This window comes from Streptococcus mitis (assembly GCF_905187495.1).
GTDB lineage: Bacteria > Bacillota > Bacilli > Lactobacillales > Streptococcaceae > Streptococcus > Streptococcus mitis_CU.
In genome coordinates this window covers 108956-122400 of sequence record NZ_CAJJIB010000008.1, presented here as the reverse complement: position 1 = coordinate 122400, position 13445 = coordinate 108956, and the positions used below count along the sequence as shown (strand labels likewise).

The following is a 13445-nucleotide window of genomic DNA, read 5'->3' as shown; positions in this document are numbered from 1 at the left end:
AGTAGTTTATGAATGTAACAGTAGGTGAATTACTTGGTGATTTTATACTAATCGCTGGTTCCTTTATTCTCTTGCTAGTCTTGGTTAAGAAATATGCTTGGTCAAATTTGACTAGTATTTTCGAACAAAGAGCAGAAAAAATTGCAGCAGATATTGACGGAGCTGAACAAGCACGTCAAAAAGCAGAAGTATTGGCTCAAAAACGCGAAGATGAATTGGCTGGTAGCCGTAAAGAAGCTAAGACAATCATTGAGAATGCGAAAGAAACAGCTGAGAAAAGCAAAGCTAGTATTTTAGCAGATGCTAAGCTAGAAGCAGGACGCTTGAAAGAAAAAGCGAACCAAGAAATTGCTCAAAATAAAGCTGAAGCTTTACAAAGCGTTAAGGGTGAGGTAGCAGATTTGACAATCAGCCTGGCTGGTAAAATCATCTCACAAAACCTTGACGGTCATGCCCATAAAGAACTCATTGATCAGTATATCGATCAGTTAGGAGAAGCTTAATGGACAAGAAAACAGTAAAGGTAATTGAAAAATACAGCATGCCTTTTGTCCAATTGGTTTTAGAAAAAGGAGAAGAAGACCGTATCTTTTCAGACTTAGCTCAAATCAAGCAAGTTGCTGAAGAAACAGGTTTACCTTCTTTTTTAAAAAAAGTGGCAGTAGACGAGTCTGATAAGGAAAAAACAATTGCTTTCTTCCAAGACTCTGTGTCACCTTTATTGCAAAACTTTATCCAGGTTCTTATCTACAATCACAGAGCAAATCTTTTTTATGATATTCTTGTAGATTGCTTGAACCGACTTGAAAAAGAAACAAATCGATTTGAAGTGACGATTACGTCAGCTCATCCTTTAACTGATGAACAGAAGAGTCGCTTGCTCCCTTTGATTGAGAAAAAAATGTCTCTTAAAGTAAGGAGTGTAAAAGAACAAATCGATGAAAGTCTTATTGGTGGTTTTGTCATTTTTGCCAATCACAAGACAATTGATGTGAGTATTAAACAACAACTTAAAGTTGTTAAAGAAAATTTGAAATAGAAAGTGGTGTTCTTTTGGCAATTAACGCACAAGAAATCAGCGCTTTAATTAAGCAACAAATTGAAAATTTCAAACCCAATTTTGATGTGACTGAAACAGGTGTTGTAACCTATATCGGGGATGGTATCGCGCGTGCTCACGGACTTGAAAATGCCATGAGTGGAGAGTTGTTGATTTTTGAAAACGGCTCTTATGGTATGGCTCAAAACTTGGAGTCAACAGATGTTGGTATTATCATCCTAGGTGACTTTACAGATATCCGTGAAGGCGATACAATCCGCCGTACAGGGAAAATCATGGAAGTCCCAGTAGGTGAAAGTCTGATTGGTCGTGTTGTGGACCCACTTGGTCGTCCAGTTGACGGTCTTGGAGAAATCCACACTGACAAAACTCGTCCAGTAGAAGCGCCAGCTCCTGGTGTTATGCAACGTAAGTCTGTATCAGAACCATTGCAAACTGGTTTGAAAGCTATTGACGCCCTTGTACCGATTGGTCGTGGTCAACGTGAGTTGATTATCGGTGACCGCCAGACAGGGAAAACAACCATTGCGATTGATACAATCTTGAACCAAAAAGGTCAAGATATGATCTGTATCTATGTTGCGATTGGACAAAAAGAATCAACAGTTCGTACGCAAGTAGAAACACTACGTCAGTACGGTGCCTTGGACTACACAATCGTTGTGACAGCCTCTGCTTCACAACCATCTCCATTGCTTTTCCTAGCTCCTTATGCTGGGGTTGCCATGGCAGAAGAATTTATGTACCAAGGGAAGCATGTTTTGATCGTTTATGATGATTTGTCAAAACAAGCGGTAGCTTATCGTGAACTGTCTCTCTTACTTCGTCGTCCTCCAGGTCGTGAAGCATTCCCAGGGGATGTTTTCTACCTTCACAGCCGTTTGCTTGAGCGCTCAGCTAAAGTTTCTGATGAACTTGGTGGTGGATCTATTACAGCCCTACCGTTTATCGAGACACAAGCAGGAGATATCTCTGCCTATATCGCAACCAACGTGATTTCAATCACTGATGGACAAATCTTCCTTGGTGATGGTCTCTTCAATGCGGGTATTCGTCCAGCCATTGACGCGGGCTCATCTGTATCTCGTGTAGGTGGTTCTGCACAAATCAAAGCCATGAAAAAGGTTGCTGGTACACTTCGTATCGACCTTGCTTCATACCGTGAGTTGGAAGCCTTCACTAAGTTTGGTTCTGATTTGGACGCAGCAACACAGGCTAAGTTGAACCGTGGACGTCGTACAGTTGAAGTCTTGAAACAACCTGTTCACAAACCATTACCTGTTGAGAAACAAGTAACCATTCTCTATGCTTTGACACATGGTTTCTTGGATACTGTTCCTGTAGATGATATTGTTCGTTTCGAGGAAGAGTTCCATGCCTTCTTTGATGCTCAACATCCAGAGATTTTGGAAACCATTCGTGATACAAAAGACTTGCCAGAAGAAGCAGTCTTGGATGCTGCGATTACAGAGTTTCTCAATCAAACCAGCTTCCAGTAAGAATAGAGGTGTCAGATGGCAGTATCTCTAAATGATATTAAAACAAAAATCGCCTCAACAAAAAATACGAGTCAAATCACTAATGCCATGCAGATGGTATCAGCTGCTAAGCTGGGTCGTTCTGAAGAAGCTGCTCGCAACTTCCAAGTTTATGCTCAGAAAGTTCGTAAACTTTTGACGGATATTCTTCATGGGAATGGAGCTGGTAGTTCAACCAATCCGATGTTGATTAGCCGTCCAGTTAAGAAGACAGGCTATATCGTCATTACATCAGACCGAGGTTTGGTTGGAGGTTATAATTCCTCTATTCTGAAAGCCGTTATGGAGCTGAAAGAAGAGTACCATCCAGATGGTAAAGGTTTTGAAATGATCTGTATTGGTGGAATGGGAGCTGATTTCTTTAAGGCTCGTGGTATTCAACCACTTTATGAACTACGTGGCTTGGCAGACCAACCTAGCTTTGATGAAGTCCGTAAGATTATTTCAAAAACTGTTGAAATGTACCAAAATGAACTTTTTGATGAACTCTATGTCTGCTATAACCACCATGTCAATACGCTAACCAGTCAAATGCGTGTGGAACAAATGCTTCCAATTGTTGACTTGGATCCAAATGAAGCAGATGACAGTTACAGCTTGACCTTTGAATTGGAAACTAGCCGAGAAGAAATTTTGGAGCAGTTGTTGCCTCAGTTTGCAGAAAGTATGATTTATGGTGCTATTATCGACGCTAAGACAGCCGAAAATGCTGCGGGTATGACAGCCATGCAAACAGCGACAGATAATGCTAAGAAAGTCATTAATGATTTGACAATTCAGTATAACCGTGCCAGACAGGCGGCGATTACACAAGAAATTACAGAAATCGTAGCAGGAGCTAGTGCCTTAGAATAGGCACTAGTCCAGCTCGTATGAAAATGAACTTAGGACCTAGTTAAGCTAGGGACCGACAGTATCTTATATAGAATAGGAGAAGGAGATGAGTTCAGGTAAAATTGCTCAGGTTATCGGTCCCGTTGTAGACGTCTTGTTTGCAGCAGGGGAAAAACTTCCTGAGATTAACAATGCACTTGTCGTCTACAAAAATGACGAAAGAAAAACAAAAATCGTCCTTGAAGTAGCCTTGGAGTTGGGAGATGGTATGGTCCGTACTATCGCCATGGAATCAACAGATGGTTTGACTCGTGGAATGGAAGTATTGGACACAGGTCGTCCAATCTCTGTACCAGTAGGTAAAGAAACTTTGGGACGTGTCTTCAATGTTTTGGGAGATACCATTGACTTGGAAGCTCCTTTTACAGAAGATGCAGAGCGTCAGCCAATTCATAAAAAAGCTCCAACTTTTGATGAGTTGTCTACCTCTTCTGAAATCCTTGAAACAGGGATTAAGGTTATCGACCTTCTTGCCCCTTACCTTAAAGGTGGTAAGGTTGGACTTTTCGGTGGTGCCGGAGTTGGTAAAACTGTCTTGATTCAAGAATTGATTCACAACATTGCCCAAGAACACGGTGGTATTTCAGTATTTACCGGTGTTGGGGAACGTACTCGTGAGGGTAATGACCTTTACTGGGAAATGAAAGAATCAGGCGTTATCGAGAAAACAGCCATGGTATTTGGTCAGATGAATGAGCCACCAGGAGCACGTATGCGTGTTGCCCTTACTGGTTTGACAATTGCTGAATACTTCCGTGATGTAGAAGGCCAAGACGTGCTTCTCTTTATCGATAATATCTTCCGTTTCACTCAGGCTGGTTCAGAAGTATCTGCCCTTTTGGGTCGTATGCCATCAGCCGTTGGTTACCAACCAACACTTGCTACGGAAATGGGTCAATTGCAAGAGCGTATTACATCAACTAAAAAGGGTTCTGTAACCTCTATCCAGGCTATCTATGTGCCAGCGGATGACTATACTGACCCAGCGCCAGCAACAGCCTTCGCTCACTTGGACTCAACAACTAACTTGGAACGTAAGTTGGTACAATTGGGTATCTACCCAGCCGTTGACCCACTTGCTTCAAGCTCACGTGCCTTGGCACCTGAAATTGTTGGAGAAGAGCACTATGCAGTTGCTGCTGAAGTAAAACGTGTTCTTCAACGTTACCATGAATTGCAAGATATTATTGCTATCCTTGGTATGGATGAGCTTTCTGATGAAGAAAAGACCTTGGTTGCTCGTGCTCGTCGTATCCAGTTCTTCTTGTCACAAAACTTCAACGTTGCTGAACAATTTACTGGTCAACCAGGTTCTTATGTTCCAGTTGCTGAAACTGTTCGTGGCTTTAAGGAAATCCTTGATGGTAAACACGACCACTTGCCAGAAGATGCCTTCCGTGGTGTAGGTTCTATCGAAGATGTGATTGCAAAAGCTGAAAAAATGGGATTTTAAGAGGTGATCTATGGCTCAGTTAACTGTCCAGATCGTGACACCAGATGGTCTCGTCTATGATCACCATGCCAGCTTTGTATCAGTTCGAACTCTGGATGGTGAGATGGGAATCTTGCCACGACATGAAAATATGATTGCAGTTTTAGCAGTTGATGAGGTTAAGGTTAAACGTGTAGATGATGAAAATCACGTGAACTGGATTGCAGTGAACGGAGGCGTTATCGAAGTTGCCAATGGCGTTGTCACAATTGTTGCTGACTCTGCAGAACGTGCTCGTGATATCGACGTTAGTCGTGCAGAACGTGCCAAACTTCGAGCAGAGCGTGAAATTGAAGAAGCACAAGACAAACACTTGATTGACCAAGAACGTCGTGCGAAGATTGCACTGCAACGTGCCATTAACCGTATTAATGTCGGAAATAGACTATAAGAAAAAAATGAACTTGAGTTACCAAGTTCATTTTTTATGTTTTCTTAAGGGGCAAAACTGATGCAGACTGCTTCTGGGACATGGAAGTCATTAGAAAGTTCTGCTAGACGTCCAGTTTCAGAGTTGCGTTTAAAGACGGTTGCATTGTCAGAGTCTTGATGGACAGCAATGACAAATTCTTGGTCTGGTGTCAAATCAAAATCACGTGGAGTCTGACCATGTGTTGGAACGATTTCTAATAACTCTAAGCTACCGTCCGCAAGAATTGTATATACTGCGATAGAATCATGACCCCGGTTAGAGGCGTAGAGGTATTTACCATCTTTAGAGAGACGAATAGCAGCAGTACCATTAAAGCCTTCATAACCGTCTGGTAGAGTTGAAATGACTTGCATGCGTTCAAATTCGCCAACACCATCGTAGATTAGAACTTCGATAGTGCTATTGAGTTCACAAATGAGATAAGCGATTTTATAATGGTTATGGAAAATAATATGGCGTGAGCCTGCTCCTGGCTGGCTATGATAGGTATAGAGCTTAGATAATTTTCCTTCTGAATCAAGATCATAAGTAATTACTTGGTCAGTACCCAAGTCGCAGGTCACTAGATAGTGGTCAGGTGTTAAATCTGTATAGTGAACATGTGGAGAAGCTTGATTTTCATGTGGACCTTGGCCGCTGTGTTGATCCACATCACTAAGTAGAAGACAACCATCTTCCTGACGTTTATAAACAAGGACCTGTCCCTTGTGATAGTTTGCTGCGTACACCAAATCACGCTTTTCATCAACGGCAACATAACAGTGGGGAGCTCCTTCTTCAACGACATGATTTAATAAGGTACCATTAGTTTGATAGGCTGCAATTCCACCCTTATCGTCTTGACTACCAACAGTGTATAAATGTTGATGCTGGTCAAAGGCAAGGTAGGTTGGACTTGGCTCAGTAGCAAAAAGTTCTAGATTTGAAAGCTGACCAGTTTCTGTATCAAAGTCTGCCTTGTAAATCCCTTGGGAAGTCCGACGTGTATAAGTTCCAAAATAAACAGTTTCTTTCATAACTTTACCTCTAAAATAAAGATATGACTATTATATCACAAAAAATTGTAGTTGGAGGAATTCTATAACACATGATTAAACATAATAAAATATTAAATTTAACTTGTTTTTGTATTGATTTCCTTTTGAAAAGTGCTATAATAATCCTATACAAATTGTAAAGGAGTTTGTTTATGAAAAAACGTGTTTTCTTAGCAGCAGGAGTTGCTGTACTCTCGGCAGCTGTCCTAGCAGCGTGTTCATCTGGTAATGCTAATAAAGAAGCAAATAAACCAGTTACTTATGCCTATGTATTTTCATCAGATCCTTCTACTCTGGATTATACAGTTTCTGGAAATGTCAGCACTAAACAGGTCACAGGTAACGTTATTGACGGTTTGCTTGAAAATGACCAATATGGGAATCTTGTTCCATCAGTTGCAGAAGATTGGACTGTTTCCAAAGATGGTTTGACCTATACTTATAAAATCCGTCAGGGTATCAAATGGTATACCAATGAGGGGGAAGAGTATGGTGAAGTCAAGGCTCAAGACTTTGTGACTGGTCTGAAACACGCAGCAGATAAGAAATCACAGGCTCTTTATCTCGTACAGGATTCTATCAAAGGATTGGATGACTATGTAAATGGGAAAACAACAGATTTTTCTAGTGTTGGGGTAAAAGCAACTGACGATTATACTGTAGTCTATACTTTGAACCATCCAGAATCTTTCTGGAATTCAAAAACAACAATGGGAGTCCTTGCACCAGTTAATGAAGACTTTTTAGCTTCTAAAGGAGATGACTTTGGTAAACCAACGGATGTAACGAGCATTCTATATAATGGGCCTTATCTCCTCAAAGGTCTTACATCTAAGTCTTCTATCGAAATGACCAAAAATCAAAACTACTGGGATAAACAAAATGTCTTTATTGATGATATCAAGTTATCCTTCTTTGATGGTCAAGATGCAGACTCTCTAGGACGCGGTTTTGATGAGGGACACTATCCAGCTGCACCACTCTTTAAAAACTCTGCTAACTATGAACGTCTAAAAGAAAAATACAAGGATAATATTGTGTATGGTCAACAGCGTGGAGGAGTTTTTTATATCTCAACCAATATCGACCGTGTAAATTACAATCACACTGCTAAAACAAGTGATGCAGAAAAAACTTCTACTAAGAAAGCCTTGTTAAACAAAGATTTCCGTCAAGCCTTGGCTTTTGCGGTAGATCGCAAAGCAGGGATCTCTCAAGTATTTGGTGATGAAGTAGGACCTCGTAAGTTACGGACAAGTTTCACTCCTCCAACATTTGTTCAAGTAGGAGATCAAACATTTGGTCAAGTTACTAAGACAGAATTGGATAAATTGGATAATGTCTGGAAAGATGTCAGTCTTGATGATGCCCAAGATTCACTTCATAATGTAGACAAGGCTAAGGCTAAATTTGAAGCTGCTAAGAAAACCCTTCAAGCTGATGGAGTACAGTTCCCAATTCATTTAGATTTGCCAATTTCTTCATCAAATCCAGATTTTATTCGTCAGGTTCAGTCTTATAAACAATCCATTGAGGAAGCCTTAGGCTCTGACAATGTAGTTGTTGATATTCAACAAGTTTCTGATGACGAATTGGGAAGTATGACTACTCTAGCTACTTCCAATGCAAATACTGACTGGGATATTAATGCAGTCAGTGGTTGGACTCCAGACTTTGCAGATCCATCGACTTATCTAGATGTATTTGATCCAACTTCAGGTCCAAGTCTCCTAAGTGCTCTTGGTGTGGCACCAGGAACAGACAATCCAGTTATTAAAACAGTTGGATTGGATAAATACAAAGAACTGATTGATGATGCAAATAGTGAGAAAACAGACCTTCAAAAACGTTATTCCAAATATTCTAAGGCTCAAGCTTGGTTGTCAGATAGTGCACTTGTTATTCCAGTATACTCTGATGGTGCTCAAATGCTAGTGACGAAAATGGTTCCTGGCAGTGGTGCCGGTGGCTGGGTAGGTGACAAGACTAGTGAAAATAGCTACAAGTATCTGAAAATCCAAGATAAGATTGTCACTACTAAAGAAATGGATGAGTTCCGCAAGAAATTTGCTGATGAAAAAGCCAAATCCAATGCTGATTATCAGAAGAACTTAGACCGTCATATTCAAGACTAATCGAATCTCCTCTTTTGAGGAGATTTTTTATGTTGCTGTCTCCATGTAAGCACTTTAAAAAAGAGTTATTTTGATTTAAAAATGGTATAATGAGAGAACAATAGAAAGGAAGTATTTATGGAGCAAAAAGAGAAACATTTTAGCCTATCTTGGTTTTTCAAGTGGTTTTTGGACAACAAGGCAATTACGGTATTTTTGGTAACCTTATTATTGGGACTGAATCTTTTTATTTTAAGTAAGATTAGTTTTCTATTTTCACCTGTTTTAGACTTTTTGGAAGTTGTGATGTTACCAGTCATTCTATCTGGCCTGCTATATTATTTGTTGAATCCTATTGTTGATTGGATAGAGAAGCATAGGATTAATCGGGTCATAGCCATCAGTATTGTCTTTGTGATTATCGCTCTCTTTATCATTTGGGGCTTGGCAGTAGCTATTCCAAATCTGCAACGTCAGGTTTTAAGTTTTGCAAGGAATGTTCCAGTCTACCTTGAAGATGCTGATCGAGTTATTGATGATTTGGTCACCAAGCGTTTACCAGATGATTTCAGACCTCAGTTAGAACAAGTTTTGACAAACTTCTCAAGTCAGGCTACAGTTTGGGCAAGTAAGGTTTCATCTCAAGCAGTCAACTGGGTGAGCGCCTTTATTAGCGGGGCTTCTCAAGTGATTGTTGCCTTGATTATCGTTCCGTTCATGCTCTTTTATCTCTTACGTGATGGAAAAGGCCTACGTCACTATTTGACCCAATTCATGCCAACGAAATTGAAAGAACCTGTTGGACAAGTTTTATCAGATGTGAACCAGCAGTTGTCCAATTATGTTAGAGGGCAAGTAACAGTGGCTATTATTGTAGCGGTAATGTTTATGATTTTCTTCAAGATTATTGGTCTACGCTATGCAGTTACGTTGGGAGTTACTGCTGGTATTTTAAATCTGGTTCCTTATTTGGGTAGCTTCTTAGCCATGCTTCCTGCCCTAGTATTGGGCTTGATTGCTGGGCCAGTCATGCTTTTGAAAGTTGTGATTGTCTTTATCGTAGAACAAACTATTGAAGGCCGTTTTGTCTCTCCATTGATTTTGGGAAGTCAATTAAACATCCATCCCATTAATGTTCTCTTTGTTTTGTTAACTTCAGGATCCATGTTTGGTATTTGGGGAGTCTTACTCGGTATTCCAGTTTATGCCTCTGCTAAAGTTGTCATTTCAGCGATTTTTGAATGGTATAAGGTAGTCAGTGGCCTATATGAACTAGAGGGAGAGGAAATCAAGAGTGAACAATAGTCAACAGATGTTACATGCCTTGGAGGAGCAAGATTTAACCAAGGCTGAGCACTATTTCGTTAAAGCTTTAGAAAATGATCCAAGTGACCTTCTGTATGAGTTGGCAACTTATCTTGAAGGGATTGGTTTTTATCCTCAGGCCAAGGAAATTTACCTGAAAATCGTAGAGGATTTTCCAGAGGTTCATCTTAATCTAGCGGCTATTGCTAGCGAGGATGGTCAAATCGAAGAAGCCTTTGCTTATCTTGAGGAAATCCAAGCTGACAGTGACTGGTATGTTTCGGCTTTGGCTCTGAAGGCAGACCTTTACCAGTTGGAAGGTTTGACAGATGTGGCGCGTGAGAAATTGCTGGAGGCTTTGAGTTATTCAGAGGATCCTCTCTTGATATTGGGAGTAGCAGAGTTGGATAGTGAGTTGGAAAATTATCAAGAGGCCATTCAAGGCTATGCCCAGTTAGATAATCGTACTATTTATGAGCAAACAGGCATTTCTACCTATCAACGAATTGGCTTTGCCTATGCACAGTTGGGGAAATTTGAAACAGCTACAGAGTTTTTAGAAAAAGCCCTGGAGTTAGAATACGATGACCTAACAGTTTTTGAGTTGGCTAGTCTTTACTTTGATCGAGAAGAATACCAAAAAGCTGTCCTCTACTTTAAGCAGCTTGATACCATTTCACCTGATTTTGAAGGCTATGAATATGGTTATAGTCAGGCCTTGCATAAGGAACATCAAGTTCAAGAAGCCCTGCGTATCGCTAAGCAAGGCTTGGAGAAAAATCCTTTTGAAACAAGACTCTTGTTAGCAGCTTCACAATTTTCTTATGAATTGCATGATGCTAGTGGTGCAGAAAATTATCTCCTTACTGCTAAAGAAGACGCTGAGGATACAGAAGAAATCTTACTCCGTCTAGCTACTATTTATCTAGAACAGGAACGTTATGAGGACATTCTAGACTTGCAAAATGATGAGCCAGAGAATCTTTTGACCAAGTGGATGATTGCTCGTTCTTATCAAGAAATGGACGATTTGGATACTGCCTACGAGCATTACCAAGAATTAGTAGGAGATTTGAAGGACAATCCAGAGTTTCTGGAACACTATATCTATCTCTTGCGTGAATTGGGCTACTTTGAGGAAGCCAAAGTCAATGCCCAAGCTTACTTAAAACTGGTTCCAGATGATGTGCAAATGCAAGAACTATTTGAGAGATTGTAAGGATATATTTTAAAAACTGTATCTAATCATTTTTGATAGGTATAGTTTTTCTTTTTAAAAGAGAATTTTTTTACAAAAATTCTTGGTTATTTTGTTTATTTATGCTATAATAGGAACAATTATTTTTAGGAGGTGCAGTATGTCTTATTTGTTTGAGATATTACCGAGTTTATTGAGCGGTGCAAGCATGACTTTGCAGGTTTTTGCACTGGTCTTGATTTTTTCTATTCCCTTGGGCGTTTTGATTGCCTTTGCCTTGCAAGTCCATTGGAAGCCCCTCCATCATCTGATTAATATTTATATTTGGATTATGCGGGGAACACCCTTGCTCTTGCAATTAATCTTTATCTATTATGTGCTGCCAAGTATTGGGATTCGTTTGGACCGTCTTCCTGCGGCTATCATTGCCTTTGTGTTGAATTATGCGGCTTACTTTGCTGAAATCTTCCGTGGTGGGATTGATACCATTCCTAAAGGTCAATATGAGGCTGCCAAGGTCTTGAAGTTCAGTCCTTTTGCCACGGTACGTTATATCATCTTGCCCCAAGTGACCAAGATTGTTCTTCCCAGTGTCTTTAACGAAGTTATGAGTTTGGTCAAGGATACCTCTCTGGTCTATGCTCTAGGCATTTCAGACCTTATCTTGGCGAGTCGAACAGCTGCCAACCGTGATGCTAGCCTGGTTCCTATGTTCTTGGCAGGAGCTATTTACTTGATTTTGATTGGTATTGTAACCATTCTTGCCAAAAAAGTTGAGAAGAAATACAGTTACTATAGATAGGAGGCTGCCATGTTAGAATTACGAAATATCAATAAAGGCTTTGGTGAAAAGCAAATTTTGTCCAATTTCAGTCTAAAAATTCCTGAAAAGCAAATCCTAGCTATCGTAGGGCCTTCTGGTGGAGGTAAGACAACCCTCTTACGTATGCTTGCAGGTCTTGAAACCATTGATTCAGGGCAAATCTTTTATAATGGAGAACCTTTAGAACTGGATGAACTAGAGAAGCGGAATTTACTGGGATTTGTATTCCAAGATTTTCAACTGTTTCCTCATTTATCAGTTCTAGACAATTTGACCTTATCTCCTGTAAAAACTATGGGAATAAGGCAGCAAGAAGCTGAGAAGAAGGCGCGAGGGCTTTTGGAACAATTAGGACTGGCTAGCCATGCAGAAGCCTATCCCTTCTCACTATCTGGTGGTCAAAAGCAGCGGGTGGCCTTGGCACGTGCTATGATGATTGACCCAGAAATTATTGGCTACGATGAACCAACTTCTGCACTTGATCCAGAATTGCGCTTGGAAGTGGAAAAACTGATCTTGCAAAATAGGGAACTTGGCATGACGCAGATTGTGGTTACCCACGATTTACAGTTCGCTGAAAATATCGCAGATCAGATTCTCAAGGTTGAGCCCAAGTAGGAGGTGCCGATGACTAATAAGAAAATTGCTTTAGTATTGGTTTCTATCCTGACTTTCTTTTTAACGGCTTGCACTCAGAAGGCTAGTGATCCAAAGCAGGATAACTGGGATAAGTATCAAGAGCAGGGGAGTATAACCATTGGTTTTGATAATACCTTCGTACCTATGGGATTTGAAGAAAAGGATGGCCAATATACAGGCTTTGATATTGACTTAGCACAAGCTGTCTCTGAAAAATTAGGTTTTAAGGTTCAATTTCAACCAATCGACTGGGATATGAAGGAGACAGAACTGCAAAATGGAACCATAGATGCCATCTGGAATGGCTATTCTGCCACTGATGAACGCCGAGAGAAAGTTGCCTTTAGCATTCCCTATATGGAAAATCAGCAAGTTCTGGTGACGAAAAAAAGCCAGCAGATTCATTCAGTAGAGGATATGAAGGATAAGACCTTGGGAGCCCAAGCAGGTTCTTCTGGTTACTTAGACTTTGAAGCTCAGCCAGAATTACTGAAAAATCGTGTCAAAGACCAGAAGGCCAATCAGTACCAGAGTTTTAATGAGGCCTTGATTGATTTGAAAAATGATCGGATTGATGCCTTGTTGATTGACCGAGTGTATGCTAATTACTATCTCCAGTCTGAGGGGATATTAAATGACTATAATGTCTTTTCAGCTGGATTTGAAAGTGAATCTTTTGCAGTAGGAGTTAGGCCAGCTGACAAAAGATTACTACAAGCTTTAAACCAGGCCTTTATCGAACTATACCAAGAAGGAAAGTTCCAGGAAATCAGCCAAAAATGGTTTGGAGAAGATGTGGCAACAAAAGAAGTGAAAGAAGGAATCTAAATGACGGTTTCTTCTTTTTATTTATAATATAAGAGTTAGATATCGCTTGACAGATTGATTATTGTTCGATAATATATTAAGTTG

At 40.2% G+C, this 13445-nt stretch carries 13 protein-coding genes; 12 read left to right on the top strand and 1 reads right to left on the bottom strand.

Annotated features, from left to right (window positions below; translation table 11 throughout):
* Positions 1-8: 8 nt before the first annotated feature.
* From atpF to JQ843_RS02200, 6 genes are all read left to right on the top strand, one after another.
* Positions 9-503: a F0F1 ATP synthase subunit B gene (atpF, locus tag JQ843_RS02225; RefSeq protein WP_001103468.1), complete on the top strand. Its 495-nt coding sequence runs from the start codon at positions 9-11 to the stop codon at positions 501-503.
* Positions 503-1039 carry a F0F1 ATP synthase subunit delta gene (locus JQ843_RS02220; protein WP_004256581.1) on the top strand — a complete coding sequence of 179 codons (537 nt, stop codon included), beginning with the start codon at positions 503-505 and terminating at the stop codon, positions 1037-1039. The genes atpF and JQ843_RS02220 overlap by 1 nt, the downstream gene beginning before the upstream one ends.
* A 14-nt stretch (positions 1040-1053) precedes the next feature.
* Positions 1054-2559, top strand: a complete 1506-nt coding sequence (gene atpA, locus JQ843_RS02215) for a F0F1 ATP synthase subunit alpha (protein ID WP_000996629.1) — start codon at positions 1054-1056, stop codon at positions 2557-2559.
* Positions 2560-2574: 15 nt separating this feature from the next.
* Positions 2575-3453, top strand: a complete 879-nt coding sequence (locus JQ843_RS02210) for a F0F1 ATP synthase subunit gamma (RefSeq protein ID WP_000301224.1) — start codon at positions 2575-2577, stop codon at positions 3451-3453.
* 85 nt (positions 3454-3538) lie between these two features.
* The gene (gene atpD / locus JQ843_RS02205) at positions 3539-4945 is read left to right on the top strand and encodes a F0F1 ATP synthase subunit beta (RefSeq protein ID WP_000094357.1); all 1407 of its coding nucleotides are present in this window, start codon (positions 3539-3541) and stop codon (positions 4943-4945) included.
* A 10-nt stretch (positions 4946-4955) separates the two neighbouring features.
* Entirely contained in the window at positions 4956-5375 is a 420-nt protein-coding gene (locus JQ843_RS02200) for a F0F1 ATP synthase subunit epsilon (RefSeq protein ID WP_004256585.1), read from the top strand.
* A gap of 44 nt (positions 5376-5419) precedes the next feature.
* Here JQ843_RS02200 and JQ843_RS02195 read toward each other — a convergent pair whose 3' ends face one another.
* Positions 5420-6433, bottom strand: coding sequence for a lactonase family protein (locus tag JQ843_RS02195; RefSeq protein ID WP_203212783.1), 1014 nt, complete (start codon positions 6431-6433; stop codon positions 5420-5422).
* 173 nt (positions 6434-6606) lie between these two features.
* Here JQ843_RS02195 and JQ843_RS02190 point away from each other — a divergent pair, with 173 nt between their 5' ends.
* The 6 genes from JQ843_RS02190 to JQ843_RS02165 all read left to right on the top strand — a co-directional run bounded on the left by JQ843_RS02190 (position 6607) and on the right by JQ843_RS02165 (position 13361).
* Entirely contained in the window at positions 6607-8589 is a 1983-nt protein-coding gene (locus JQ843_RS02190; RefSeq protein WP_203212782.1) for a peptide ABC transporter substrate-binding protein, read from the top strand.
* Positions 8590-8706: 117 nt separating this feature from the next.
* Complete coding sequence (locus tag JQ843_RS02185; RefSeq protein ID WP_203212781.1) at positions 8707-9873, top strand: AI-2E family transporter; 1167 nt, start codon at positions 8707-8709, stop codon at positions 9871-9873.
* Positions 9863-11092, top strand: a complete 1230-nt coding sequence (locus JQ843_RS02180; RefSeq protein WP_049551109.1) for a tetratricopeptide repeat protein — start codon at positions 9863-9865, stop codon at positions 11090-11092. The genes JQ843_RS02185 and JQ843_RS02180 overlap by 11 nt, the downstream gene beginning before the upstream one ends.
* A gap of 139 nt (positions 11093-11231) precedes the next feature.
* Positions 11232-11873, top strand: coding sequence for an amino acid ABC transporter permease (locus tag JQ843_RS02175; protein WP_033687139.1), 642 nt, complete (start codon positions 11232-11234; stop codon positions 11871-11873).
* Between the two features lie 9 nt (positions 11874-11882).
* Positions 11883-12512, top strand: coding sequence for an amino acid ABC transporter ATP-binding protein (locus JQ843_RS02170; protein WP_203212780.1), 630 nt, complete (start codon positions 11883-11885; stop codon positions 12510-12512).
* 9 nt (positions 12513-12521) lie between these two features.
* Positions 12522-13361 carry an amino acid ABC transporter substrate-binding protein gene (locus tag JQ843_RS02165; protein ID WP_203212779.1) on the top strand — a complete coding sequence of 280 codons (840 nt, stop codon included), beginning with the start codon at positions 12522-12524 and terminating at the stop codon, positions 13359-13361.
* Positions 13362-13445 lie beyond the last annotated feature (84 nt).

Excerpts from the sequence above, each read along its gene's own strand:
- atpF (WP_001103468.1), top strand. The coding sequence starts at position 9 with ATGAATGTAACAGTAGGTGAATTACTTGGTGATTTTATACTAATCGCT.
- JQ843_RS02220 (WP_004256581.1), top strand. The coding sequence starts at position 503 with ATGGACAAGAAAACAGTAAAGGTAATTGAAAAATACAGCATGCCTTTT.
- JQ843_RS02210 (WP_000301224.1), top strand. The coding sequence starts at position 2,575 with ATGGCAGTATCTCTAAATGATATTAAAACAAAAATCGCCTCAACAAAA.
- atpD (WP_000094357.1), top strand. The coding sequence starts at position 3,539 with ATGAGTTCAGGTAAAATTGCTCAGGTTATCGGTCCCGTTGTAGACGTC.
- JQ843_RS02200 (WP_004256585.1), top strand. The coding sequence starts at position 4,956 with ATGGCTCAGTTAACTGTCCAGATCGTGACACCAGATGGTCTCGTCTAT.
- JQ843_RS02195 (WP_203212783.1), bottom strand. The coding sequence starts at position 6,433 with ATGAAAGAAACTGTTTATTTTGGAACTTATACACGTCGGACTTCCCAA.
- JQ843_RS02190 (WP_203212782.1), top strand. The coding sequence starts at position 6,607 with ATGAAAAAACGTGTTTTCTTAGCAGCAGGAGTTGCTGTACTCTCGGCA.
- JQ843_RS02185 (WP_203212781.1), top strand. The coding sequence starts at position 8,707 with ATGGAGCAAAAAGAGAAACATTTTAGCCTATCTTGGTTTTTCAAGTGG.
- JQ843_RS02175 (WP_033687139.1), top strand. The coding sequence starts at position 11,232 with ATGTCTTATTTGTTTGAGATATTACCGAGTTTATTGAGCGGTGCAAGC.
- JQ843_RS02170 (WP_203212780.1), top strand. The coding sequence starts at position 11,883 with ATGTTAGAATTACGAAATATCAATAAAGGCTTTGGTGAAAAGCAAATT.
- JQ843_RS02165 (WP_203212779.1), top strand. The coding sequence starts at position 12,522 with ATGACTAATAAGAAAATTGCTTTAGTATTGGTTTCTATCCTGACTTTC.